The organism is Bacillus litorisediminis (assembly GCF_022808645.1).
Lineage (GTDB): Bacteria > Bacillota > Bacilli > Bacillales > JC228 > Bacillus_BF > Bacillus_BF litorisediminis.
Genome location: NZ_JAKZKT010000002.1, coordinates 56514 through 82183, shown reverse-complemented (window position 1 = coordinate 82183; position 25670 = coordinate 56514). Strand labels below are relative to the sequence as shown.

The following is a 25670-nucleotide window of genomic DNA, read 5'->3' as shown; positions in this document are numbered from 1 at the left end:
CCAATCACTTCCTCATTATGGTTTTTGCAAAAAATGCAATGCCCGAATATCAGCTGTTTCTTTTTCAAGTTCAAAAGCATCGTGCAGTGCGTTTACAGCTGTCTTTAGATCGCTTTCTTTAACAAGTACCCAAATCGTCGTATGACTGTCAGCTGATTGGAGAATTCGAATCCCTTTATCCGTAAGTGCCGAAACAATTTTAGCCGTAACCCCGGGCACACCTGTCATTCCCGCTCCGACAACTGAGACCTTGGCACATCCAGTTTCATATTGCGGATCAAGACCAATAGATCTTAGGGTATGAAGTGCCTTTTCTGTCACACTATCTAAAACTGTATAGACGACTCCGTTTGGAGAGATATTGATTAAATCTACACTAATCTGTTCCATTGCCATAGCTTTAAAGACTTTAGCCTGAAGATCATATTCTGCCTTTTTGGCTCTAACCTTAATTTGTGTCACTGGAGCCAGATGAGCAATACCGGTAACTGGCTTTTCCTTCACATCACTGCCGCGATTTCCGCGATTGATCGTTGTGACAAGAGTTCCCGGTCCTTTCGAATAAGTGGAACGAATCCGAATTGGAATTTTTGCCTGCATGGCAATTTCTACGGCTCTCGGGTGAATCACTTTGGCACCCTGATAAGCCATATTGCAAATTTCATTATAAGTCACAACAGACAATGGGCGCGCTTTTTCAGCAATTCTTGGATCTGCTGTCATGACGCCTTCCACATCTGTAAAGATATCAATCCATTCTGCATTTAAAGCGGCCCCTAGTGCTGCAGCCGATGTATCGCTGCCGCCACGGCCAATCGTTGTGATTTCACCGCTTTTTGTTGCACCTTGGAACCCGGCCACAATTACAACATCATGTTTCGCTAATTCTGATAATAAGCGATCACATCTCATCTCTATAATTCTTGCAGCTGTGTGCTCTTCGTTGGTTCTAAATCCAGCCTGAGCACCGGTTAAACTGATGGCCTTTAGCCCGCTTTTCTGACATTCGTTTGAAAAAACAATGCTTGAAATCAGCTCTCCGCAGGATAAAAGCAAATCTTGTTCTCTTTTGCTTACATGAGTTTTGGCGCCATTTATTAACGATAATAAAGAATCAGTCGAATACGGATCTCCCTGTCTTCCCATAGCGGAAACAACAGCGACTACTTTGTACCCATCTTTTATCGCATCTTTAATATGAGAGATCGCATACGAACGCCCTTCTTCATTTTTCACCGAAGTACCACCAAATTTTTGTACAACGATTTTCATACTTCCACCCCAATTATGTTGTGAACAGTCTATCTTGGCAGACATATTATTTACTTTATACATTTTACTGTTCTAGTTTTTTCTTGTTAACAAATCTTGTTTCACTAGAGACCATGCAATCTGAACAGAATTCCATGCCGCCCCTTTGAGGAGGTTATCAGACACAACCCATAAGTGGAAACCGCGGTCTTCATCCAAATCTTTTCTAATTCTTCCGACAAACACATCCGGTTTTCCTTCGGCGAATAAAGGCATTGGGTAAATTTGTTCTTCAGGATTGTCCTCTAATGTTACACCATCCGCTTGACTTAGTAAGGTTCTGATTTCGTCTGTTGTGACCCCGTCTTTTTCAACTTCGATATAAACAGATTCAGAGTGTCCGGCAACTACTGGCAATCGAACACATGTAGCAGCTACTTTTAATTCAGGCATATGCATAATCTTTTTCGTTTCATTGATCATTTTCATTTCTTCATAGGTAAAACCATTTTCCTGGAAGACATCAATTTGCGGAATCGCATTAAAGGCGATCGGATAATGCTTTTTATCCCCTTTTACTGGGAGAATTTTTGGTTCAGCCGTTTCTCCCTTTAGCATTGCTTCTGCTTGAGTCTTCAATTCTTCGATTGCCATATGACCAGCACCAGATACAGCTTGGTACGTCGAGACTACGACTTTTTTCAAGCCAAACGCTTTTCTGATAGGCTCAAGCGCTACCACCATTTGAATCGTAGAACAGTTTGGATTAGCGATAATCCCTTGGTGATCGTGCAAGTCTTTTTCATTTACTTCGGGAACAACAAGCGGCACATTCGGATCCATTCTGAATGCGCTTGTGTTATCAACCACTACCGCCCCGCGCTTAACGGCTTCAGGAGCTAATAGTTTTGAGACACTCCCGCCTGCGCTAAACAGGGCAATATCTATACCTTCAAAGCTTTCAGGCTTTGCTTCTTGAACCGTATATTCTTGATCCTTAAAAGTAATCTTCTTGCCGGCAGAACGGGCAGAAGAAAGTAAGGTTAATTGACTTATAGGAAATTCTAATGCTTCTAACGTTTTGAGCATTTGTTCTCCAACTGCACCCGTTGCTCCTACTACTGCAACGTGGTATCCGGTATTTCTCTCCATAGGTGACTCCCTTTCATTTGTGATTATCCTTATTTTATCATATTCTATGACTGATACAATCGATTGAATTAAAATACTATATCACCATTTTTTAAGAAAAGAAAGGGGGTTTTGTTTATATTCCTTGCTTTTTATATCTTTCTCTTAAAACAGGCTGGAATTGCTTGCCTTCAAGGGCTGCTAAGACCGTATCTTTTAATAATGTCATATCTGCCACCATCGACTTCGGCTTATTAAATGGATCATCCTGGCCAAATGGAATAAAATATATATCCTTTGCAGCCATCAGCTTCATTAAATTTACACCATTTAAACCTAACGCATCGTTTGTTGAAATTCCTAGCACAACCGGGCGATAGTTTCGCAGCGTCGCTTTAGCAGCCATCAGCGGCGGTGAATCGGTTAATGCATTGGCCAGCTTACTCATCGAGTTACCCGTTAATGGGGCAATCACCATACAATCAAGCGGTTCTTTCGGTCCAAGCGGCTCTGCCTTGACAATCGAATCAATCACTTCTCTTCCCGTCACCTCTTCAATTTTGCGGATCCATTCAGCCCCTTCGCCAAAACGTGTATTGGTGCTTTTAACGGTGAAGGAGACAACGGGAACGACTTCAGCTCCCTCATTCACCAGACCTTCTATTTCAGGAAAAACCTCCTCATACGTACAATGTGAACCCGTGATTCCGAATCCAATTCTTTTTCCTTTCAAACTCATAAACCGTTCTACCCCTTTCTACTTTTTAAATCCTGTTCTAAAAGCTGAGAAAGGACCCCAGCTAATATTTGACCTGCTGTCTTGGGGGCGACAATTCCTGGTAAACTTGGAGCCAGAAGAGCTTTTATCCCGCGTTTTTCAGCGTATCTGAAGTCAGTTCCTCCTGGTTTGGAAGCTATATCAATAATTAGTGTGTGAGAAGGCATTCTCGAGATAACAGACGCTTTTACGATTAAAGCAGGAATCGTATTAATGCAAATGTCTACATCTCTTACAACTGAATCAAAATCATCTAAGTGAAAAGGCGTCAGACCCATCTCAGAAATTCGGGCAATATGTTCTGACTTACGGGCTCCTACTTTAACCTTGGCGCCCAAACTTGCAAATGCTCGCGCAACACTCATTCCGACTCTTCCCAGACCCAGTACAATCACATTGGATCCATGAATCGTAAAATCAGTGTGCTGGATTGCCATCATAATGGTTCCCTCCACGGTTGGAATCGAATTGTAGATGGCTACATCATCACGCGCAAATAATTTAACCAGTTTTCGTTTTGCACCTGAAGTCATTTTGTCTAAATAAGGATTGCTGATCCCAGAATAAATTGCGCAATGTTCTGGAGTTTGTTTTAATAGTTCCTCTGTAAGTACTACCTTTTCATTTGAAAAAATCGTATCTACCTGGCCTTCATTATTGGTCCCTGCTACAGGCAGTATAATTGCATCCAGATCACTAAAATCCGCTTCAGTAATTTTCTCTTTTGCAGCACCTGTAAATGCATGATCTAATTGTTCAAAGCCTATCAGTGTAATTTTTGCATCTTGTTCAATCAGCATCTTAATGATTTCAAGCTGTCTGGCATCTCCGCCAATGACAGCTACGTGCATTCCTGTCAGCATGTCACTATCACCTTCTTTTGGTTTCAGGGCATTTCTCATTCATCCAAAACCTTACTCCTTCATCAGTTTATGAGCAGATGCCCTGTTCGGTGAGAAAGAAATCTAGAAGAATTATGAAGATGATTGGGTGGAGGCGATGGTTTGGGAGGGAGGAGGAATTTCAAGCTTATGGATGTTCATTCCGGACATATGATCCGTTATTCTTGCCAAAACTCCTTTTTATGACACCCAATCGGACATACGATTCGTTATTTGCCGAAAATTATGGGAAAATCGTATATATTTACGCTATTAACGGAACGTATGTCCGTTTAGACCAGGATTTTCCCTATTTTGTCACAGATAGCGAAACGTATGGCTGTAATAATCATGCAATCATCTATCCTTATGGAGAACCCTATTATATTAATGAGGCGTGTGAAAGTAAAAAAATAAAAAACCGCATGGCTGCGGTTTTTATACAGTTTCTTCGAATGCCTCTTCCGTTTCATCCGGAATATCGATAATAATCATGTCGCTTCCAATTTTTTTAATATGCTTCCAAGGAACACGGATTTCTCCCCCCTGACGCTTAAATCCGAACCATTTACCTGTAGGGATCAGCAACGCTAAAATTTGGCCTTTTTCATTAATTTCTAAATCGGTTTGACCAAGGACTCCTAATCTCTCCGCTTTCTTGACGTCGACGATTTCTTTTCCACTCAGTTCACTTAATCTCATCATTCAAGCTCCCTTCAGAAGTTTGTCCTTATTCATATGTATAGATAAAGGCGAGCTTTTAGAATGAAACTTTTGAATTTTAATAAAGTTTTACGTGGAAATGGTTTTACAGTGCTTTCCCCACATTTTATAAAGTTGCACGATTGCCTTCTATTTTTGCTAAATCTTAGGGCTAGTGCGCAGGCGATTGCCTACTTGCACTAATACTTTCGCAAAAACAAAAAACCCGACCCCTCACACCATGCAAGGGACCGGGCCTTTTCATTCAACTCATATTTCGACCTTTTCCTGTAAAACTGCAGGCAGTTTGCCCTCCGGACTAATCAGAGATACGGATAGCTGACCTTCCTGGAAGATTTCATTAGCGACTCTGGCTACATCTTCTAATGTAACCGAATCAATTTCCTCCGTTATTTCATCTAAAGTCCGATGTCGTTTTAGTAATAATTCATTTTTTCCGTTTCGGCTCATGCGGCTATTGGTGCTTTCTAAACTTAGCATCAAATTTCCTTTGAGTTGCTCCTTGCTGTTGTGCAATTCCTTTTCAGTGACACCATCTTGTTTTAATTGTTTTAATGTCTGATCAATGGTTTCATATAATAAATCCAATTGTTTAGCTCCGGTACCCCCATAAATCGTAACAGAGCCGCTGTCCTTATAAGAGGTGTGATAGGAATAGACTGAATAGGCTAAGCCTCTTTGTTCCCGGACTTCCTGGAACAAACGGCTGCTCATGCTTCCGCCTAAAATATTGTTCAATACAATTAAACTGTATACTTTTTCATGACCTACCGGATAGCCGTTAAATCCTAAGCAAAGATGAGCCTGTTCTACATCCTTTTTCCTTGTAAAAAATTGCTGATGAAAGGAAGGCTGTGTTTCATTATCATTGCTGGAAATGGAAGTTTGGTAATCACCGAAATATTTTTCTACTTCTTTAATAAAGCTATCTGAAATATTTCCGGCGATTGAAATCACTACATTCTCAGGCGTATAGCGTTCTTGCATATAGTTTCTTAATGAATCGCCGTTGAAGGTTTTTAATGTTTCTTCTGTTCCAAGAATTGGGTAACCGAGAGGATGATTGCCGTAAATCGCTTGGCTTAATAGATCATGAACAATATCATCCGGTGTATCCTCATACATTTTAATTTCTTCATATACGACATTTTTCTCTTTTTGAAGCTCTCCCTCTTCAAAGGTTGAGTTAAAAAACATATCGGCTAACACATCCAGTGCAAAGGAGGCATGTGTATCCAGTACTTTAGCATAATAACAAGTATACTCTTTTGAGGTAAAGGCATTTACTTGTCCGCCGATTGAATCGAAGCTTTCAGCAATTTCTCTGGCAGTTCTCGTTTTTGTTCCTTTAAAGAACATGTGCTCTAAAAAGTGAGAAATTCCATTGTTTTCAGCAGACTCATTTCGTGAACCAGTTCCGATCCAAACACCGATCGCTACACTTCGAACCGACGGAATGTTTTCTAGTACAACTCTTACTCCATTTTTACAAGTATATTTCGTTAGCAAATAAAGTCCTCCTCTAGCTGTGAATATGTATCTTATTGGTGATCAGAAAGCCGCTGCTCCTCTTTGGTTGAAAGGATTCGCTCTTCGCTTAATAATTTTGAGACGGTACCGATTTGATATCCTCTTTTTTTGGCTTCTATTATCAATGTTTCAATTGAATCTCTTGTCGATGCTGTAGGGTGCATCAGAATCATAGCCCCGTTATGAAGCTTAGGCAAAACCCGACCTAGCCATACCTCTTTCGTTGGCTTTTGCCAGTCAATCGAATCAACGCTCCACATGATAGTCTCCATGTTAAGCTGGTGCGCAATTTCTACCGTTTCCTTGCGAAATGCACCTGATGGCGGAGCAAACCATACAGGCTTAATCCCCGTTGTCGCCTCAATGATTTCATTCGTCTTTTTTAATTCATCATATGTCTTTGCCGATGAAAGGGTTTTTAAATCTGGATGGCTGTAGGAATGATTCCCAATGTCATGATGACCTTCGGCTATCATTTTAGCAAGGTCCGGATTTTTTTGCACCCATCTGCCCTCTAAAAAAAAGGTAGCTTTTACATTATGCTTTTTTAATGTTGCTAAAATATCTAATAAGTATTCTTCTCCCCACGCTACATTAATAAGAAATGAGATCATGGGCTTCTCAGGATGACCCTTATAGATAGGCTCAGCCGGCAGATCACGAAGATGCACGGATGGCGGGACTTGCTCATATACTAGCTGATTTTCAATGAACTTCCCTTCTTTTTTCATGTTTCGGTAGGAAGCATCAATATCGACTTTAAGCCCGTTTAACCCGGGGGTTTTTTTCCAAACCCGATCAATCTTTGCATCTTTCGGCGGGATATAAACAGATTGGGCATAATCTTGAATTTCATTATATAATTCCATGTTTTTCCCGGCTGGAATAGAATCTTGCTTTAAGCTGCTGACATATTGAGAAGTCCATGGATTTTGGATCAATAAAGCAGCAATCACCAAACATAAAAGCCATTTAACGTATCGTTTCATGCTTACCTTCCCCCTTATCATTAAAGTATGAATTCGAGGGACAAGGTAGAACAATCGATGCAAATCTTCACTCATCAAGTGTTGTAAAACTTTATTATATGATGTAATGAGTATAAAAAAGATCAGGGTTCATGCCCTGACCTTCACTTATGCTTGATTTTCTGCTTGAGCCTTTTGGTCACGAAGCACAGCTTTTCTAGATAGATTCACTCTACCTTGTTTATCGATTTCCGTAACCTTCACTAAGATTTCATCACCAATCTTCACGACATCCTCAACTGATTTCACTCTTTCCTCAGCTAATTCTGAAATGTGAACCAATCCGTCTTTACCATTAAAGATTTCGACAAAGGCACCGAATTTTTCAATTCGTTTTACTTTACCAAGATAAAGCTGTCCAACTTCTACCTCTCTCACAATATCTTCGATGATTTTTTTCGCTTTTTGGTTCATTTCTTCGTTCGCAGACGCAATGAAGATTGTACCATCTTGTTCAATATCAATTTTTACGCCAGTTTCTTCGATAATCTTGTTAATTTGTTTACCGCTTGGTCCAATGACATCACGGATTTTATCAGGATTAATCGACATCTGCAAGATTTTTGGCGCGTACGGAGATAATTCCCCTCTTGGTGCAGATAGGGTTTCAAGCATAGACTTCAAGATATGCATCCGGCCTGCTTTCGCTTGCTGAAGGGCTTCTTCTAGTATTTCACGGGACAGACCTTCGATTTTAATATCCATTTGTAAGGCCGTTATGCCTTTTTCTGTTCCTGCTACTTTAAAGTCCATGTCTCCGAGATGGTCTTCCATTCCCTGAATATCCGTTAATATCGAATAATGTTCTCCTGATTTAACAAGTCCCATAGCAATCCCTGCTACTGGTGCTTTAATTGGCACACCCGCATCCATCATGGCTAATGTACTGGCACAAATAGAAGCTTGAGATGTAGATCCATTTGACTCTAATACTTCAGATACAAGACGGATCGTATATGGGAAGTCTTTTTCTGACGGCACAACAGGCTCTAGCGCTCTCTCGCCAAGTGCACCATGACCGATTTCTCTTCGGCCAGGACCGCGGATTGGACCTGTTTCCCCAACTGAGAAGTGAGGGAAGTTATAGTGATGCATAAATCGTTTCGATTCTTCGATGCCAAGACCGTCTAGGACTTGTACATCGCCCAATGCACCTAATGTACAGATACTTAAAGCTTGAGTTTGACCCCTCGTAAACAATCCAGAGCCATGTGTTCTAGGCAGCAAGCCAACTTCAGAATACAGCGGGCGAATTTCGTCCAGCTTTCTGCCATCAGGACGAACTTTTTCTTCTGTAATGAGGCGTCGTACTTCTGATTTCACGATTTTTTGCAGAATTTCTTTTACCTGCTTGATTATTTCCTCTTCCGCTTCTTCTGCCTCAAATTGTTCTACTACACGATTTTTAACAGCTTGAATCGCATCTTCACGTGCATGTTTTTCAACAACCTGTACGGCTTGTACCATTTCTGTTTCACACATGGCACGCACTTTTTTCTCTAACTCTTCATCCACTTTATAAAGTGTAACTTCCATTTTTTCTTTTCCGACTTTGGCCTGAATCTCTTCTTGGAAGGCAATTAAACGCTTGATTTCCTCATGTCCGAACATAATAGCTTCAAGCATAACGTCTTCCGGAACTTCGTCTGCACCCGCTTCAACCATGTTAATCGCGTCTTTTGTTCCGGCTACAGTCAGGTTAATATCACTTTTTTCCATCTGCTCTACCGTAGGATTGATGATAAATTGATTATCGACCCGACCGACAACGACACCGGCAATCGGACCTTCAAATGGAATATCGGAGATGGTTAGAGCCAGGGAAGAGCCAAACATAGCTGCCATTTCAGATGAACAATCCTGGTCTACACTCATTACGATACTAACAATTTGCACTTCATTTCGGAATCCATCCGCAAATAAAGGACGAATCGGACGGTCGATTAATCGGCTTGCCAGGATCGCTTTCTCGCTTGGCCGGCCTTCCCGTTTAATAAATCCTCCCGGAATTTTTCCGACTGCATATAATCTCTCTTCATAATTCACAGTAAGCGGAAAGAAATCCATATTCTTTGGTTCTTTTGAAGCCGTTGCTGTACTTAAAACTCCTGTATCTCCATATCGGACAAGAACTGCGCCATTGGCTTGCTTCGCCAACTGTCCGATTTCAACAGACAATTTACGACCTGCCCAATCTATGGAAAAGACTTGTTTCTCTTGTTCCATTCGTAAATAAACCCCTCTCTTGCTTTCACTATAGAGGTTTAGCTCTCTCTAAACCTTTAGTTTGCTCTTATTATAAGTATACACTTTCGATTATAACCTTAAAATGAATATGTAAAATAAAACCTGAATTATGTAATCTTGCTGTTTTTATTAATTGATTCTATTAAACAACATTGCACTTTAACCGAATAATTAAACTCGACTTTTGCATGATGAATTTTGTCAGAGATAACGGAACCTATGTCGATTTGCCGCCAATCTGCCATGGTTGGGACGACCTGTCAAAGTTGAGTAATTTCTAAATTATTGTATAAGAAAAAGCGGGAATAATCCCGCTTTCGCTGTTTATCTACGTAAACCAAGCTTATTAATAAGCTCACGGTAACGTTGAACATCCTTGTTGCGAAGATATGTTAATAGATTACGGCGTCTACCAACCATCTTCATAAGACCACGACGTGAATGGTGATCTTTTTTATGCGTACGTAAATGTTCGTTCAAGTTGTTGATCTCTTCCGTTAGGACAGCGATTTGAACTTCTGGAGAACCAGTGTCATTTTCGTGAGTTTTGTACTCTTCAATCAATTGGCGTTTGCGTTCTTGAGTGATTGCCATCCTTTTCACCTCCTAATCTAAAAATCCCCAATTACCGAGCAATCGTTGGTGAGTCGAATTGCCAAGCAAAGGTTCAAAATACTACGTTTCATAGCATACTATTATCTCAGCAAAAAATCAAGTCTATGCTTACTATTATAGCTGCTTTAGGGCTATAAATAATTTATAGATTAGTTTTGAAATACGGCTTTTGCATCTTCCACATCTTGTCTGATTTGCGTAATCAGGTCATCGAGATTGGCGAATTTGAGCTCATTCCGTAGCCGTTTATGCCATTCAACCACGATGGTTTCCCCGTAAATATCCCCTGAAAAATCTATAATATAGACTTCTGCCTGCGGTTCTAACGGACCATCTTCGAATGTGATATTATAGCCAAAATTACAGGCACCCACATACCATTTATTATGAACCAAAACCTTTACTGCGTATACTCCTACAGGAGGCTTTAACGTTTCATCGTCAAGACGGATGTTCGCTGTCGGGAACCCAAGCTGTCTTCCCCGCTTCTTGCCATGAACAACTTTGCCATGCACGGAAAAATATCGGCCTAAAAACTCCCTGACCTTTTCCAACTCACCGTTTAGTAAGAAGCTGCGAATCGCGGATGAGCTTACTTTTATTCCATCCTTTTCTAACTTTTCTACCGTTGTTTGGGTAAATTGTCCCCTTGAGTGCACCGGCAGAGTTGCCATTGTTCCCTTGCCGAGCCGGCCATATGTGTAATCAAACCCGGCTACAACATGCTGAACATTTAATCCAATCAGATATTGATCGACAAATTCTTGAGGTTCTAAATTGGCAAACTCTTTTGTAAAACTTACGACGAATACGTGATCTACGCCTAAAGAGCGGATCAATTCTATTTTCTGTTCTAATGATGTAATCATATCTATATGGCTCGACTTTTTAAGAACAACGATTGGGTGCGGATCAAATGTCATAACCGCACTTTTGATTTGATGTTCTTTTGCATAGTTAACAGCGGTTTGAATCACCTTTTGATGACCTAGATGAACCCCGTCAAAATATCCAAGAGCTAGAGCTAGCTTTGGAAAATCTTCTTTTTTCATAGTATGGGGATAATGTAAAGCAATGACTTCCAATGTCTCCTACTCCTTTATCTCTCTTAAAAATGAAATACCTTTTCAGGCTTTAGCAGATTTGGCTTAGTCGGATGGACTCGATATATAGCTATGGCATTACCGGATTCATCTACGAACAAAAAGGTTTCTTCTCCTTTATAAAAGGAAAGCTGTTCTTTTTCTAATACCAATCCATTTTGCACTTTACTTGCTAATGTATCATGGATTATAAATTTGGGCAAATCAGATAAGGCTTCAGAAATAGGAACTAAAAGGGATGCGAGTTCATCTCTTTCTTTCGCAGCTTCAATCTCTTCAAAGGTTTTACAATCTTCCAGCGTAAAAATTGCAGATTTTGTCCTTTTTAAGTCAGACATAAACGCTGGAACACCTAATGCCTCACCGATCATTACTGCCAAAGTTCGGACATAGGTCCCCTTACTGCAGTGGACTGTAAAGCGAAAACTCGGATAGGGACCTTCAAATATCTCTTCCTCACTATCAAGCGTCCAGTTATAAACGGTAATTTCCCGCTTTGGCCGCTCCACTTCTTTCCCTTCCCGTGCATATTCATACAGCTTTTTGCCATTCACTTTAACAGCAGAATACATGGGAGGGACTTGAATAAAGGTTCCCGTTAATTGCTTCATTGCATGTTCAATCTCTTGCCTCGTTACGGAGGATATGATGTTTTCTGCAACAACCTCTCCTGATGCATCTTCTGTTGTCGTTGCTTTGCCAAGGGTAACTTCACCTTCATACCCTTTCGGACTATTTAACAGGTATTCACTTATTCTAGTGGCACCGCCTATACATATCGGCAACACACCTGTTACATCCGGATCTAATGTACCAGTATGTCCAACTTTTTTGGTCTGAAAAATTTTACGCAGCCGATTCACACAATCGTGTGAAGTCATTCCTTTTGGTTTATAAAGAGGCAACACTCCGTCCAAGTTTTACTCAGCTCCTTTAAACCCATATCCTCATATACATTACATATTTACATCAAGGCTGTTTTCAATAGTTTATCGCTGAAAGCACTGCAGTTAAAATACTCTTCGCTTTCCGCGGGCGACAGCTTAGCCTCCTCGAACTCCACTGACGTTTCGTTGCTCGTACCTCGCAGTGGGGTTTCGCCTGGCCCGCTTTTCCTGCAGAAGTCTTCGTGTACTTCAACTGCTATTATGCTTATCTCATCAAAAATGTATCAGTAATAAACAACAATCTTTTAGAAAATAGCCACAAACAAAAAGGATTGGGCCTAACCAATCCTAATTGTCTTCCTTCTCGTTTTCATCTTCTTTTTTCAATTCATGAAGCAGACTTTCAATCCGGTTCCCATATTCCATTGCTTCATCCACTTCAAATAGCAGCTCGGGCGTTTTACGAAGACGAATTCTTTGTCCGATTTCAGTTCGGATAAAGCCTTTGGCTTTCGCCAGAGCTTTTAAAGAATCCTGTTTCTTTTCTTCATCACCCAGAATCGAAATATATACTTTTGCCTGCTGAAGGTCACCGGTTACACGTACATCAGTTACCGTCACAAATCCGATACGCGGGTCCTTTATTTTTCGTCCAATAATATCCCCCAGCTCTTTCTTCATTTGTTCTGCGACTCTATTGGCTCTAAAACTCATCCTAATCACCTCGAGGTTATAACCGTTCTATATGAGTGACAGTCCGTTCAATTTCGGGAAAAGAGTCAATAAATTGTAAGGCTCGCTGGATTTCTTTTTCAGCTGTTACATTTGATGAGTTCACTGTAACAATAGCAATGGTAGTCCGCTGCCAGACATCTTGATGGTCCACTTCTGCCACTGCAATGTTAAACGTTTGCTTCAGCCTTGTCATGATTCTTTGCAAAACCGCCCGCTTCTCTTTCAGGGAGCGGGCGTCATAAATCAAACATTCGACAGAAGCACTTACAATCAAGCTCTTTCCACTTCTTCCATCACAAATGCTTCAATAACATCTCCTTCTTTAATATCGTTAAAGTTTCGGATTGTTATTCCGCATTCATAACCTTGAGACACTTCTTTTACATCATCTTTGAATCGTTTTAATGCATCGATTTCACCTTCAAAGATGACGACTCCGTTACGAATTAAACGGACTCCAGAATCTCTTGTAATTTTACCGTCTGTCACATAGCTTCCTGCAATTGTTCCAATTTTGGAGACTTTGAACGTAGTCCGTACTTCAGCCTGACCGATTACTTTTTCCTCGTATTCAGGGTCAAGCATTCCCTTCATAGCGGCTTCAATTTCTTCAATCACTTTATAGATAATGCGGTGAAGACGAATTTCCACATTTTCTGCCTCTGCAGCTCGTTTTGCGTTTGCATCTGGGCGAACATTGAAGCCCACCACAATTGCGTTAGATGCGGAAGCTAAAATAATATCAGATTCATTAATCGCACCTACACCAGAGTGAACGATTCTGACATTTACTCCTTCTACATCAATTTTTTGCAGTGAGGCGGCTAAGGCTTCAGCGGATCCTTGAACATCCGCCTTAATTACAACATTTAGATCTTTTACTTCCCCTTGTTTCATTTGTTCAAAAAGATTTTCAAGGGTAATCTTTGACTTTTCACTGCGCTGTGCCTGTATCGCTTGTTGTGCTCTTGCTTCTCCTACCTGACGGGCCGTTTTTTCATCATCAAATACAACAAAACGGTCACCAGCTTGAGGTACATCATTTAACCCTGTAATTTCGACTGGAGTTGATGGACCTGCTTCTTTTACTCTGCGGCCGAGATCATTGACCATGGCTCTCACACGTCCATACGTGTTTCCTACTACGATTGGATCTCCCACGCGCAGGGTACCGTTTTGTACAAGTAAGGTCGCAACTGACCCTCTTCCTTTATCTAGCTGTGCTTCAATCACCGTTCCATATGCATTGCGGTCTGGATTCGCTTTGAGTTCTTCCATTTCGCTGACCAGAACAATCATTTCAAGCAGGTTATCAATCCCCTCACCAGAAAGAGCTGACAATTGAACAAAGATTGTGTCACCGCCCCAATCCTCTGGAATCAGTCCATGCTCGGTTAATTCTTGCATGACTCGGTCAGGATTGGCAGTAGGCTTATCCATTTTGTTTACAGCTACGATAATGGGAACCTTCGCTGCTTTTGCATGGTTGATCGCTTCTACCGTTTGCGGCATCACGCCATCATCTGCAGCTACCACGATAATGGTAATATCAGTTACCTGGGCACCGCGTGCACGCATGGTTGTAAACGCAGCGTGTCCTGGTGTATCTAGGAATGTAATCTTTTTCCCATTTAATTCAATTTGATAGGCACCGATGTGCTGGGTTATTCCTCCAGCTTCTCCTGCCGTTACCTTTGTATGACGGATTGAATCAAGCAAGGTTGTCTTCCCATGGTCTACGTGACCCATAATTGTTACGACTGGAGGACGCTCCTGTAATTCTTCTTGTGAATCTTCCGTCATATAGACTGTTAAATCAGTAATATCGATATCAAACTCTTCTTCCACTTCGACATTGTACTCAGCTGCAACTAATTCAATCGCATCTTTGTCAAGTGATTGGTTAATAGTAGCCATAACTCCTAGCATAAATAGCTTCTTAATAATTTCAGAAGGTTCACGGTGCAGCTTTTTCGCAAGCTCTGCAACCGTTAAAGATTCTTTGAAAGTAATTTTGCTTGGGAGTTCTTTTTCTTTTTTCTTAACCGGCTGCTGGGCTTGCTGTTCACGGAATTGGTTGCCTCCTTTTCCGGAATTCTTGCCGCCTACCTGTTTTTTGTTATTTGGCTTCCCTTTTGACAAAACCTTCGATTCCTTCTTTATGTTTTCGTTTTCGTGTTTCTTTCCTTCTCGAGGTTTTGGAACTGTTTTAACCTTCACTTTGCGTGGAGTTAAATCATCATCTTCGTCTTCAATAATACCTTTTTTTGAAACTGGAGCTGGCTCTATCTTTTGTTGTTTTACTGGTTCTGGATTTTGCTTTGGTTTTGGTGCTCCATGATTTGGCTTTTTCGTTTCCCCACCCGTGTTTGGCTTTAAGGCGGCCTCTAACTTTTGAATGGCTGCTTCATCTATTGTTGACATATGGTTAGATACCTCAATATTTATCTCTTTTAATTTTTCGATTATAACCTTACTTGAAAGTTTATGTTTTTTAGCGTATTCATAAACACGCAATTTCGTCATAATACTTCACCCCCGCTAAATTTCCTCAAGCAGTCCCCTTACACTATTTGCAAACCCCCCATCCGTGACACATACTATAACCCGTGCAGGCTTACCGATGGAGTGGCCTAATTGTTCACGGCTTTCCACAATACAAACAGGGACCTGATAATATTTGCATTTATCGAGCACTTTTTTCATTGTATTGTCGGAAGCATCTTTTGCTAATAGGACTAGCTTTGCCTTACCTCTCCTAACTTCCTGTATCACACTTTCTTCGCCTGAGACTACTTTTCTTGCACGGTTTGCAAGTCCCAATAAAGACATCCAATTGTTCTGAGTCATGAAGAGACTAGCTCTCCTTTTCAACAAATTTCAAGAGTTCATCGTACACTTCATCTGGCACGGTTGCTTCTAGGTGATGGGCAAGAATGTTTTTCTTTTTTGCAGTTTCCACTGCTTCTTTTGTTTTTGAAAGATAAGCACCTCTGCCAGACTTTTTCCCGGTTGGATCGACTTCAACCAATCCTTCCTTAGACCGGACGACACGGATCATCTCTTTCTTTGGTTTCATTTCACCTGTCGCAACACATTTTCTGAGAGGGATCTTTTTTTTGACAGCCATCACCATTCACCTCTTTATGTGATTATTCTTCTTCTATTACATCATCAAAATCATCGTAATCATCGTATTCATCATCTTCAAAAGATGAGTCAAAATTTTCAGCATGTGCCCGCGGATAAATACCTAACTCTCTAGCATCAGTTTCACTTTTAATATCGATCTTCCAGCCTGTCAGCTTTGCAGCTAATCTAGCATTTTGACCGCGTTTTCCGATTGCGAGCGAAAGCTGGTAATCCGGAACGATAACAGTCGTCGCCTTTTCATCTTCATCGACAATAACATCTAATACTTTAGAAGGACTTAACGCATTGGCAACAAACTCAACCGGATCTTCAGACCATTTCACAATATCGATTTTTTCGCCTTTTAATTCATTGACTATGGCCTGAACCCGAGCTCCTTTAGGTCCTACACAAGCCCCTACTGGATCAACTTCAGGATTATCCGCATGAACGGAAATCTTGGAGCGATCTCCTGCTTCACGGGCGACTGACATAATCTCAACTGTCCCGTCAAAAATCTCAGGAACTTCAATTTCAAACAGTCTTTTTAGAAGACCCGGATGTGTTCGAGATACAAAAATTTGCGGACCCTTCGTGGTCTTTTCTACTTTTGTTATGAACACTTTCATACGAGTATGAGGTTCATATGTTTCATTGGGCATTTGTTCGCTGAAAGGAAGTAACGCTTCTATCTTACCTAAAGCAACATATGTGAATTTTCCGTCTTGTCTCTGGACAATCCCAGTCATAATGTCCTCTTCCCGGTCAGCAAATTCAGAGTAAATAATGCCTCTTTCCGCCTCTCGTACTCTTTGTGTCACCACTTGTTTTGCTGTTTGCGCTGCAATTCTTCCAAAATTTCGAGGCGTAACCTCTAATTCAACAACATCCCCAATTTCATAATTGGGACTAAGTTCTTTTGCATCATCTAATGAGATTTCAAGGCGCGGATCCTCTACGGATTCTACAACTTCTTTTCTAGCAAAAACACGCATAGTTCCTTTTTCAAGATTTAAATCCACTCTGACGTTTTGAGCTTGGTTGAAATTTCTTCGATACGCTGATACTAAAGCAGCTTCGATGGCTTCAACAATAACATCTCTTGAAATTCCTTTTTCTTTTTCAAGCAGCGTTAACGCGTCTAACAATTCACTGCTCATCTCATACATCCCCCTTCAATTTGGAAAAGCGTAAGTTCATGATGGTCAGATAAAGAGCATCTGACCTATTACGAAAATGTAACCGCCAGTCTTGCTTTGGCCACTTTTTCAAGAGGAATGGTTACGGTTTTCGCTTTTGTTTTCACCTTGTATTCAACAGTTAACTCATTGCCATCGAAGGACACAAGTTTTCCTTCAAACACTTTTTCATTATCAATTGGTTCATATGTTTTGATATGTACATGTTTACCAATCGCCTTTTGAAAATGTTCAGGCTTCTTCAATGGTCTTTCCGCACCTGGTGAAGAAACTTCCAGAAAATAAGGGTGCGTAATCGGATCAACTTCATCCAGCTTCTCGCTAAGCCTTTCACTAACAATACCACATTCTTCGATGTCGACACCTGTATCTTTATCTACATAAAGACGAAGAAACCAATTGGGACCTTCCTTTACGTATTCAATATCAACAAGCTCTAACTGTAATTGTTCTAAAATGGGTAAGCTTAAGCTTTCAACTATTTCCGTTACCTTGCTCATCATGTTCCCTCCTTACTTTTATGTCAGCTGTTCCATTTATCTTTTGATAAATCAAACACATCTTGTAAGGTTATTTTTCCACAAAAAGTTTTGCAACAATACGAAAGAGTGGGTTGCCCCACTCTTGGTCCGATCGTTTAATCATAGTATTACCAATTGAAATATACCATAAACAGGCATTTAACGCAAGGCAGCTGGCTCCTTAAAACAATGACAGCTGATTTTGCTCTGGAAGAGACTCTAAGCAGCCCTGGCTTTCAAGATATTCCATAATGGTTTTAGATACTTTTCCTCTTTGCTGCAAGTCCTCTTTAGAAAGAAACTCTCCTTCTTCACGGGCCTTTACAATATTTAATGCAGCATTAGTCCCAAGACCTGGGATTGAATTAAACGGAGGAATTAGAGTATTTCCATCAATTACGAATTCACTTGCATGAGACCGGTATAAATCGACTCTTTGGAAGGAAAAACCTCGTTCACACATCTCCAATGCCAGTTCGAGGACTGTTAACAGATTCTTCTCTTTTGCAGAAGCATCAAGTCCCTTCGCTTGAATTTCTTCAATTCTCGCGCGTATTGCGTTCGAACCTCTTGCCATTGCCTCTATATCGAAATCTTCGGCCCTCACAGTAAAGTAAGTCGCGTAATACAAAAGCGGATGATGCACTTTAAAGTATGCAATCCGGACAGCCATTAATACATACGCCGCCGCGTGAGCTTTCGGGAACATGTATTTAATTTTTTTACAAGAATCAATGTACCAATCAGGTACGCCATTCTTTTTCATTTCCTCTTCCATGTCAGGGGTTAATCCTTTCCCTTTACGGACGGATTCCATGATTTTAAATGCTAAGGATGGCTCTAACCCTTGATAAATTAAATACACCATTATATCATCACGACAACCGATTACTTCACTTAATGTACATGTCCCGTTATGGATTAGCTCCTGTGCATTTCCAAGCCATACATCTGTTCCATGGGAAAGACCTGAAATTTGAACGAGTTCGGAAAATGTCGTCGGTTTCGTATCCTCTAACATTTGACGCACGAAACGGGTCCCGAATTCTGGGATTCCGAGTGTCCCGGTTTTACACATAATCTGTTCTTCTGTTACTCCTAATGATTCAGTTCCGCTGAAAATCTTCATCACTTCCGGATCATCGGTCGGAATCGTCTTCGGATCAATTCCGCTTAAGTCCTGAAGCATCCGGATTACTGTCGGATCATCGTGTCCGAGAATATCGAGTTTTAACAGATTATCATGGATGGAATGGAAATCAAAATGAGTCGTTCTCCATTCGGAGTTTCTATCATCCGCCGGATATTGGATTGGCGAAAAATCATAAATGTCCATATAATCCGGAACAACGATAATTCCGCCAGGGTGCTGGCCTGTCGTTCTCTTAACTCCCGTGCAGCCTCTAGCTAACCGGTCTATTTCTGCATTACGTAGCATTAAGTTATTGTCATTCATATAGCCTTTGACATAGCCGTAGGCTGTCTTATCCGCAACGGTACCGATTGTTCCTGCCCGATAGACGTAATCCTTGCCGAATAACTCTTTTGTATAGTTATGGGCCCGGGGCTGATATTCGCCTGAGAAATTCAAATCAATATCGGGAACTTTATCTCCTTTAAAGCCTAAAAATGTTTCAAATGGTATATCATGTCCATCTTTTTTATAGGAGGCTCCGCACTCAGGACAATTTTTATCTGGCAAGTCAAAACCTGATCCGACACTACCGTCATTAAAGAATTCGGAATGCTTGCATTTAGGACAGACATAATGCGGCGGAAGAGGATTAACTTCCGTAATTTCTGTCATAGTTGCTACTAAAGAGGAACCGACAGATCCCCGTGAACCAACAAGGTATCCGTCATTCAGCGACTTTTTAACGAGTTTATGAGAAATCAGATAAATAACGGCAAAGCCGTGACCGATGATACTCTTCAATTCTTTTTCTAAGCGGGCTTCGACAATTTCGGGAAGCTCCTCTCCATAAATACTTCGTGCCATCTCATAGCTCTTTTGCCGAATCTCTTCTTCTGCCCCTTCAATTTTTGGTGTATACAGGTCGTCTTTAATGGGCTTTATTTCTTCAATCAAGTCAGCAATCTGATTCGGATTATGAACCACAATTTCTTTGGCCTTTTCCGCACCTAGAAATGCAAAGGAATCAAGCATTTCCTGGGTTGTTCTAAAATGAACTTTTGGCAGCTTATGACGGTTTAGCGGATTGGCGCCGCCTTGAGAGCGTACTAAAATCTCACGGTAAATATGATCTTCCGGATTTAAATAATGAACATTACCAGTGGCACATACAGGAATTCCCAGCTTATCTCCGAGAGCCACCAATTTTTGAATAATATCCTCTAGTGCATCCCAGTCCCTGACGAGTTCTAGCTCAATTAAGTGTTCATACACTTCTTTTGGATGAACTTCGATATAATCATAAAATTTTGCGATTTCCTCTGCCTCTTCTGGAGATTTTTGCATTAAACTCTCAAAAACCTCACCCTTATCACACCCGGACCCAACTAAAATTCCTTCTCTAAGGTTAACGAGAACAGATCTCGGGATTCTTGGAACCCGGTAGAAATAGTCAATATGTGAGATAGAGATTAGCTTAAATAAATTCTTTAACCCGGTATCATTCTTTGCAAGTAATATACAATGGGATGGCCGTGATCGCTGCCATGCTGTGCCTTCTCCCATAAAATCATTGAGCTGATCATGATATTCTATTCCCTTATTGAGAGCGTCCTTTAACATTTTTGCCAGCAGATATCCGGTCGCTTCTGCGTCATAAATCGCCCGATGGTGCTGTGTCAATTCGACGTCAAACTTTTTTGCCAAGGTATTTAAACGGTGATTTTTGAGGTCAGGATATAGAAAACGGGCCAGCTCTAATGTATCAATAACCGGATTGTTTGCTTTAGGATAGCCGATTTTTTCATAGCCAACATTTAAAAAACCCATGTCAAATGAGGCGTTGTGAGCAACTAATATATCATCTCCTACCCATTCTCTGAATCTCGCAATCACTTCCTCTGGGTCAGGCGCATCATTCACCATGTCATCCGTAATTCCTGTCAGATCAATTGTTGTCGCGGATAATGGATGATGAGGATTTGCAAATGATTCAAACCGATCGATAATTTCCCCATCCTTCATTTTAACAGCGGCTAATTCTATAACCGTATCATAGACCGCTGATAAACCTGTCGTTTCAACGTCGAAAACAACATACGTGTCATCTTGCAGCAAGCGATGACTCGGATTATAGGCAATCGGAACTCCATCGTCGATTAAGTTCGCCTCAATCCCATAAAGGACCTTAATTCCATGTTTTTTTGATGCACTGAAAGCTTCTGGAAACGATTGGGCAACACCATGGTCTGTAATGGCAATCGCTTTATGACCCCATTTTTTTGCCTGGGCAATGAGAGATGATATGCTTGAAACAGCATCCATTTGACTCATAGGCGAATGAGCATGCAGTTCTACACGCTTTTCCCCTTCTGGAGCCGTGTCTTCTCTAGTAGGTGTCGGTATCTCATTAATATCATTCGCAATCATCACTAAATCTCTAACAAACGTATCGTTCTGAATGCTGCCACGAACCCGGACCCACATCCCTTTTTGAACCATTTCTAAGATTCTCGCATCTTCTTTATCGCGGGAGAACATTTTAACCATTAATGAGCTTGTATAATCGGTAATTTTAAAGGTTAACAGCGTCCGTCCGCTTCTAAGCTCTTTTGTTTCTGCATCAAATATGTAGCCTTCGATTGCAACTCTTCTTTCCTCATCTACAATATCAATCATCTTCTTAAATTCTTCATCATTTTTAATCGTGTAGCCGATTATAATCGGACCTTGAGGCTTTTCATCACTTGCCTGGTCAGCTTGTTTTTGTTGTTCCTGCACTGCAAGTAATGCCCGCTGTTCATCTTCCTTTTGCTTTTCAAGCAGAAACTTTTCATATTCTTCCATCGAATTCGCTTCTTCTTTAAGCTGGAACTCTAGGACAAAGCTTGGGAACCCGAAGCTCTCGTAAACCGTCTTAATCATGTCACCATATTTTCGCTTTAACGCTAACATTTCTGTTTCATTTGCAACTGAAACGAGAACCTTATTTCCTTTTAATTCAGGGACCTGTTCTGTTAAACGATGCAGGATTGGCGGGGCAATTCCATCCAATTCTTGTAAGACTGGTTTCCAGTAATCAATAATTTGCTCTCGGGTAATGGACTTTTCATCAGTGGAAATGATAAATGATATTTTTGCTATATGGGAAAAAGTATCTCTTAGCTTTGAAATAAATAGCTGGAAGAGTGTACTGGGTATAATGTTCGTAAAATGAAACGAAAAATGCCATGTTTTTTTGGATCGTTCGATTTCCAGTTTTAAGATTCTCGCATCCTTGAATGCTAATACAGTAGCATCATCAACCATTTTGAGCTGATCTAATAGAATTTGAAAACGCTGCTTTTGTTCTGGAAGGTGATCACTCATTTCTTTCCACCTCTTATTTCTTTGTTTCTTTCGACATTATATCACACGATTCGTGTCTGTTCTTCTATCAATCTTACTGAAAATCGGTTTAATGAACGGGCATCACGCGATGCAAAAGGGTTCACCTTTTACATAAATTTTTTACTTATAAAGTAAAAAGATAAAGCCAGCAACAGGGGTGCTGACTTTATCTTTGCTTATTTTTTAAATCGGCTCTCAAGTTCTTGTGGAAGTTCGTTAACCTTTACTTCTTTCATTTCTCCGTTTTTGCGTTCTTTCCATTCGATAATTCCTTCGCTTGCTTGTTTACCGACTGTTAAACGAACCGGTATTCCGAATAAATCGGATTCGGCAAATTTGACTCCTGGTCTCTCCTGTCTGTCATCATACAAAACCTCATATCCCAAGGATTGCAATTGACTGTATAGCTCCTCTGCTAAACGGCTTTGTGCTTCATCCTTTGGATTAACGGCAATTAAATGAATTTGATACGGTGCTACAGTATCAGGCCACATAAGTCCTTTTTCATCAGAAAATTGTTCCGCAATCGCTGCTACCAATCTTGATACGCCAATTCCATAGCATCCCATAATCATTGGATTCGCTTTGCCGTTTTCGTCTAAGAAGGATGCATTTAATTTTTCACTGTAAATCGTACCAAGCTTAAAGACATGTCCTACTTCAATCCCTTTGGCAAACTTAATGGTTCCCTTTCCATCAGGGGAAGGATCACCCTCTTGAATCAGGCGAATATCTTCATATTGAGTTCCGGAAAAATCACGTTCAGGATTCACATTGATAAAGTGGTAGCCATCCTCATTAGCACCGCAAACACCATTGACGATATATTTCACAGCATGGTCAGCGATGATTTTTACCTGGTTGATTCCAATCGGACCTAATGAACCAATTGAAGTTCCTAACAGTTCCTTCACTTCTTCTGGTGTTGCCAATTCAGCCTCTTTGCCGTTGAATATATGTTTTAGTTTTACTTCATTGACTTCATGGTCTCCGCGAACCAGGACTAATATATACTCTTCCTCCGCTTTAAATAACAAGGATTTAATACATTTCGAGGCATTGACCTGTAAGAACTGACTGACTTCTTCTATCGTTTTTTGATTAGGAGTTTCCTTTTTCTCAAGTACAAGAGGTGCCTCTGCGCTTTTTTCATATTGGTCTAAGACAGGTGCCATTTCAATATTAGCTGCAAAGTCACTAGCATCAGAATAGGCAATTGTATCCTCTCCAATTTCGGAAAGAACCATAAATTCATGGTTGTCTTTTCCTCCAATCGCACCGCTATCTGCCAAAACAGCACGGAAATTTAATCCGCAGCGGCTAAAAATCGCTGAATAGGCGTCCTTCATTCTTTCATACGTTTCATCTAAGCTAGACGCTTCCGCATGGAAGGAGTAGGCATCCTTCATTATAAACTCTCTTCCGCGCAGCAATCCAAAGCGAGGGCGTTTTTCATCACGAAATTTCGTTTGAATTTGATAAACGGTTAGCGGCAAACGCTTATACGATTTAATTTCATCGCGAACAAGCGTCGTAATCATTTCCTCATGAGTAGCACCTAAGGCAAAATCACGATCATGACGATCCTTGAGCCGCATTAGCTCTGGACCGTAGGAATACCATCTTCCGGATTCTTGCCAAAGTTCAGCAGGCTGTAAGGCAGGCATTAAGACTTCGGCAGCACCTGCACGATCCATTTCTTCACGAACAATATTTTCAATTTTCGCCAGAACTCTTTTTCCAAGCGGAAGAAAGCTATAAACTCCGCTGGCATTTTGTCTCATGAAGCCTGCTCTTAACAGATAAATATGACTTTTTATTTCGGCATCTGCTGGTGTTTCTTTTAGTGTAGGCAAAAGCGACATACTTTGCTTCATTTCATTGCACCTCTCCAACTTCCCATTTATCATGCATTTTTAGATTTCTTATTAAACTTTCGCGTAGTAAATACGGCAGGAATGACCTGCGGGATCAATGAGATTTGTCTTAATGATCTTCATTGCGGGCATACGATCCGTAAATTTTGAAATTCTGCAATTTTGTCACAGATAAGAGAATCTATGACCTTTAACAATTCCCTGTTTCATACGAACGCGAAAGTTCACCTTCTTACAAGAAGAATCGCTGTATATCATTCCATGTTACGACTAGCATTAGAAGCATCAATAAGGCAAACCCAATAAAGTGAACAATTCCCTCTTTTTGCCGGTCGATCGGCTTGCCTCGAACTAATTCTACAGCAAAGAATAAGAGTCTACCCCCATCCAGTGCAGGTATCGGCAAAAGATTCATAATTCCTAGATTGATGCTTAAGAGGGCCGTCCATTTCATTAAATTGTAAATGCCAGCATTTGCTACTTCCTCTGTACTCTTATAAATTCCTACAGGTCCTGACAGCATTTCTATTGAAAAGTTTCCGGTCACCATTTTTCCTAAAATATAAATGATTTGCTTTGTCCAAAAATACGTTTCAGTGACACCATATTCGGCAACTGCCAAAGGATTTTTTTCAAATGGGCGATAAACGCCAATCTGACCATATTCCTGATTATTTTCTTCAAAAACATGAGGAACCACAGGCAGTTCAATTAGTTCTCCGTCACGGACAATCGAAAAGGTCACTTCCTCACCAGGGTGATCCCTGACAATTTCAATAATATCGGTCCAATTGGTTACTTCAGCACCGTTAATCGATTGGACAACGTCCCCTTCTCTCAAACCTGCCTCTTTGGCTGCTCCATCATTGGTGATTTCGCCCAAAACCGGATCCTCAATCGGAACCCCCTGAAGGAAACCGATTATAATAAAGATAAGGAAGGCCAAAATAAAGTTCATTAAAGGGCCTGCAAAAATCGTCATCGCCCGCTGGCCGAGTGATTTAGAAGCAAACTGGCGGTTATATGGAGCGATAATGGTTTCCTGATCATCCTCCACAATAGTTGCACTTGGATGAATCGGATATCTTACTCTGACATCTTCTTCCCCATCCTCCACATACCCTGCAATAAAGAGGTCATGTTCAAGATCTACATTTTCTACTTCCATTAACCGGATATTTTCGTATTGATCTTTTTTATTCAGAATAATTTTGATAACTTCTTCTTTTTCATTCAATTGCAATCCAACGCGATAGCCAGCTTTTATTTCGACAACCTCCGGGTCTTCTCCAGCCATTCTTACATAACCGCCAATCGGTAATAAACGGATTGTATAGAGGGTTTCTCCTTTTCTGAAGGATAAAATTTTCGGACCAAATCCGATTGCGAATTCTCTACATAAGATTCCGGCTCGTTTGGCAAATACAAAATGCCCTAATTCATGGAAAAATACGAGTGAACCAAATATAAGAATAAAGGCTATCACAGTATCCAATAAAAAAACCACCTT

General features: G+C 40.7%; 22 protein-coding genes. 1 reads left to right on the top strand and 21 read right to left on the bottom strand.

Annotated features, from left to right (window positions below; translation table 11 throughout):
* Positions 1-15 precede the first annotated feature (15 nt).
* The 4 genes from dapG to dpaA all read right to left on the bottom strand — a co-directional run bounded on the left by dapG (position 16) and on the right by dpaA (position 4023).
* Entirely contained in the window at positions 16-1272 is a 1257-nt protein-coding gene (dapG, locus tag MLE14_RS01380) for an aspartate kinase (protein WP_243296453.1), read from the bottom strand.
* Between the two features lie 72 nt (positions 1273-1344).
* Positions 1345-2403 (bottom strand): aspartate-semialdehyde dehydrogenase, encoded by a 1059-nt coding sequence (asd, locus tag MLE14_RS01375; protein ID WP_243296452.1) that lies wholly within the window; start codon positions 2401-2403, stop codon positions 1345-1347.
* A gap of 115 nt (positions 2404-2518) precedes the next feature.
* The gene (locus tag MLE14_RS01370) at positions 2519-3121 is read right to left on the bottom strand and encodes a dipicolinate synthase subunit B (protein WP_243296451.1); all 603 of its coding nucleotides are present in this window, start codon (positions 3119-3121) and stop codon (positions 2519-2521) included.
* An 8-nt stretch (positions 3122-3129) separates the two neighbouring features.
* Positions 3130-4023, bottom strand: a complete 894-nt coding sequence (gene dpaA, locus MLE14_RS01365; RefSeq protein ID WP_243296570.1) for a dipicolinic acid synthetase subunit A — start codon at positions 4021-4023, stop codon at positions 3130-3132.
* Positions 4024-4142: 119 nt separating this feature from the next.
* On the opposite strand from dpaA, the gene MLE14_RS01360 reads away from it, so the two are divergent.
* Positions 4143-4529, top strand: coding sequence for a hypothetical protein (locus MLE14_RS01360; RefSeq protein ID WP_243296450.1), 387 nt, complete (start codon positions 4143-4145; stop codon positions 4527-4529).
* On the opposite strand, the gene MLE14_RS01355 is transcribed toward MLE14_RS01360, so the two are convergent.
* The 17 genes from MLE14_RS01355 to rseP form a co-directional block, all read right to left on the bottom strand.
* Positions 4480-4743 carry a YlmC/YmxH family sporulation protein gene (locus tag MLE14_RS01355; protein ID WP_243296449.1) on the bottom strand — a complete coding sequence of 88 codons (264 nt, stop codon included), beginning with the start codon at positions 4741-4743 and terminating at the stop codon, positions 4480-4482. The two genes, MLE14_RS01360 and MLE14_RS01355, sit on opposite strands and share 50 nt — an antisense overlap.
* 270 nt (positions 4744-5013) lie before the next feature.
* Entirely contained in the window at positions 5014-6273 is a 1260-nt protein-coding gene (locus MLE14_RS01350) for a M16 family metallopeptidase (RefSeq protein WP_243296448.1), read from the bottom strand.
* Positions 6274-6305: 32 nt separating this feature from the next.
* Complete coding sequence (locus MLE14_RS01345) at positions 6306-7283, bottom strand: polysaccharide deacetylase family protein (RefSeq protein WP_243296447.1); 978 nt, start codon at positions 7281-7283, stop codon at positions 6306-6308.
* A gap of 147 nt (positions 7284-7430) precedes the next feature.
* Positions 7431-9548: a polyribonucleotide nucleotidyltransferase gene (gene pnp, locus MLE14_RS01340; RefSeq protein WP_243296446.1), complete on the bottom strand. Its 2118-nt coding sequence runs from the start codon at positions 9546-9548 to the stop codon at positions 7431-7433.
* A 345-nt stretch (positions 9549-9893) separates the two neighbouring features.
* Entirely contained in the window at positions 9894-10163 is a 270-nt protein-coding gene (rpsO, locus tag MLE14_RS01335; RefSeq protein ID WP_243296445.1) for a 30S ribosomal protein S15, read from the bottom strand.
* 170 nt (positions 10164-10333) lie between these two features.
* Complete coding sequence (locus tag MLE14_RS01330) at positions 10334-11269, bottom strand: bifunctional riboflavin kinase/FAD synthetase (RefSeq protein ID WP_243296443.1); 936 nt, start codon at positions 11267-11269, stop codon at positions 10334-10336.
* 23 nt (positions 11270-11292) lie between these two features.
* Positions 11293-12204 (bottom strand): tRNA pseudouridine(55) synthase TruB, encoded by a 912-nt coding sequence (gene truB, locus MLE14_RS01325; protein ID WP_243296442.1) that lies wholly within the window; start codon positions 12202-12204, stop codon positions 11293-11295.
* 318 nt (positions 12205-12522) lie between these two features.
* Positions 12523-12888, bottom strand: coding sequence for a 30S ribosome-binding factor RbfA (gene rbfA / locus MLE14_RS01320; protein ID WP_243296441.1), 366 nt, complete (start codon positions 12886-12888; stop codon positions 12523-12525).
* Between the two features lie 16 nt (positions 12889-12904).
* On the bottom strand, positions 12905-13183 hold the full coding sequence (locus MLE14_RS01315) for a DUF503 domain-containing protein (RefSeq protein ID WP_243296440.1): 279 nt from the start codon (positions 13181-13183) through the stop codon (positions 12905-12907).
* Positions 13180-15435 carry a translation initiation factor IF-2 gene (infB, locus tag MLE14_RS01310; RefSeq protein ID WP_243296439.1) on the bottom strand — a complete coding sequence of 752 codons (2256 nt, stop codon included), beginning with the start codon at positions 15433-15435 and terminating at the stop codon, positions 13180-13182. Before infB ends, MLE14_RS01315 begins: the two co-directional genes overlap by 4 nt.
* Positions 15436-15450: 15 nt before the next feature.
* Positions 15451-15759, bottom strand: a complete 309-nt coding sequence (locus tag MLE14_RS01305) for a YlxQ family RNA-binding protein (RefSeq protein ID WP_243296438.1) — start codon at positions 15757-15759, stop codon at positions 15451-15453.
* Between the two features lie 7 nt (positions 15760-15766).
* Positions 15767-16039: an RNase P modulator RnpM gene (gene rnpM / locus MLE14_RS01300; RefSeq protein WP_243296436.1), complete on the bottom strand. Its 273-nt coding sequence runs from the start codon at positions 16037-16039 to the stop codon at positions 15767-15769.
* A gap of 22 nt (positions 16040-16061) precedes the next feature.
* Positions 16062-17201: a transcription termination factor NusA gene (gene nusA, locus MLE14_RS01295; protein ID WP_243296435.1), complete on the bottom strand. Its 1140-nt coding sequence runs from the start codon at positions 17199-17201 to the stop codon at positions 16062-16064.
* Between the two features lie 68 nt (positions 17202-17269).
* Positions 17270-17740: a ribosome maturation factor RimP gene (gene rimP, locus MLE14_RS01290; RefSeq protein WP_243296434.1), complete on the bottom strand. Its 471-nt coding sequence runs from the start codon at positions 17738-17740 to the stop codon at positions 17270-17272.
* A 202-nt stretch (positions 17741-17942) separates the two neighbouring features.
* Entirely contained in the window at positions 17943-22262 is a 4320-nt protein-coding gene (locus MLE14_RS01285; protein WP_243296433.1) for a PolC-type DNA polymerase III, read from the bottom strand.
* 197 nt (positions 22263-22459) lie between these two features.
* Positions 22460-24160 carry a proline--tRNA ligase gene (locus MLE14_RS01280; protein WP_243296432.1) on the bottom strand — a complete coding sequence of 567 codons (1701 nt, stop codon included), beginning with the start codon at positions 24158-24160 and terminating at the stop codon, positions 22460-22462.
* Between the two features lie 232 nt (positions 24161-24392).
* Entirely contained in the window at positions 24393-25655 is a 1263-nt protein-coding gene (gene rseP, locus MLE14_RS01275) for an RIP metalloprotease RseP (protein WP_243296431.1), read from the bottom strand.
* Positions 25656-25670: the final 15 nt, after the last annotated feature.

Excerpts from the sequence above, each read along its gene's own strand:
- MLE14_RS01370 (WP_243296451.1), bottom strand. The coding sequence starts at position 3,121 with ATGAGTTTGAAAGGAAAAAGAATTGGATTCGGAATCACGGGTTCACAT.
- MLE14_RS01280 (WP_243296432.1), bottom strand. The coding sequence starts at position 24,160 with ATGAAGCAAAGTATGTCGCTTTTGCCTACACTAAAAGAAACACCAGCA.
- nusA (WP_243296435.1), bottom strand. The coding sequence starts at position 17,201 with ATGAGCAGTGAATTGTTAGACGCGTTAACGCTGCTTGAAAAAGAAAAA.
- asd (WP_243296452.1), bottom strand. The coding sequence starts at position 2,403 with ATGGAGAGAAATACCGGATACCACGTTGCAGTAGTAGGAGCAACGGGT.
- pnp (WP_243296446.1), bottom strand. The coding sequence starts at position 9,548 with ATGGAACAAGAGAAACAAGTCTTTTCCATAGATTGGGCAGGTCGTAAA.
- MLE14_RS01345 (WP_243296447.1), bottom strand. The coding sequence starts at position 7,283 with ATGAAACGATACGTTAAATGGCTTTTATGTTTGGTGATTGCTGCTTTA.
- infB (WP_243296439.1), bottom strand. The coding sequence starts at position 15,435 with ATGACGAAATTGCGTGTTTATGAATACGCTAAAAAACATAAACTTTCA.
- dapG (WP_243296453.1), bottom strand. The coding sequence starts at position 1,272 with ATGAAAATCGTTGTACAAAAATTTGGTGGTACTTCGGTGAAAAATGAA.
- dpaA (WP_243296570.1), bottom strand. The coding sequence starts at position 4,023 with ATGCTGACAGGAATGCACGTAGCTGTCATTGGCGGAGATGCCAGACAG.
- rbfA (WP_243296441.1), bottom strand. The coding sequence starts at position 12,888 with ATGAGTTTTAGAGCCAATAGAGTCGCAGAACAAATGAAGAAAGAGCTG.
- MLE14_RS01305 (WP_243296438.1), bottom strand. The coding sequence starts at position 15,759 with ATGACTCAGAACAATTGGATGTCTTTATTGGGACTTGCAAACCGTGCA.
- MLE14_RS01285 (WP_243296433.1), bottom strand. The coding sequence starts at position 22,262 with ATGAGTGATCACCTTCCAGAACAAAAGCAGCGTTTTCAAATTCTATTA.
- MLE14_RS01360 (WP_243296450.1), top strand. The coding sequence starts at position 4,143 with ATGATTGGGTGGAGGCGATGGTTTGGGAGGGAGGAGGAATTTCAAGCT.
- rpsO (WP_243296445.1), bottom strand. The coding sequence starts at position 10,163 with ATGGCAATCACTCAAGAACGCAAACGCCAATTGATTGAAGAGTACAAA.
- rimP (WP_243296434.1), bottom strand. The coding sequence starts at position 17,740 with ATGAGCAAGGTAACGGAAATAGTTGAAAGCTTAAGCTTACCCATTTTA.
- rnpM (WP_243296436.1), bottom strand. The coding sequence starts at position 16,039 with ATGGCTGTCAAAAAAAAGATCCCTCTCAGAAAATGTGTTGCGACAGGT.
- MLE14_RS01355 (WP_243296449.1), bottom strand. The coding sequence starts at position 4,743 with ATGAGATTAAGTGAACTGAGTGGAAAAGAAATCGTCGACGTCAAGAAA.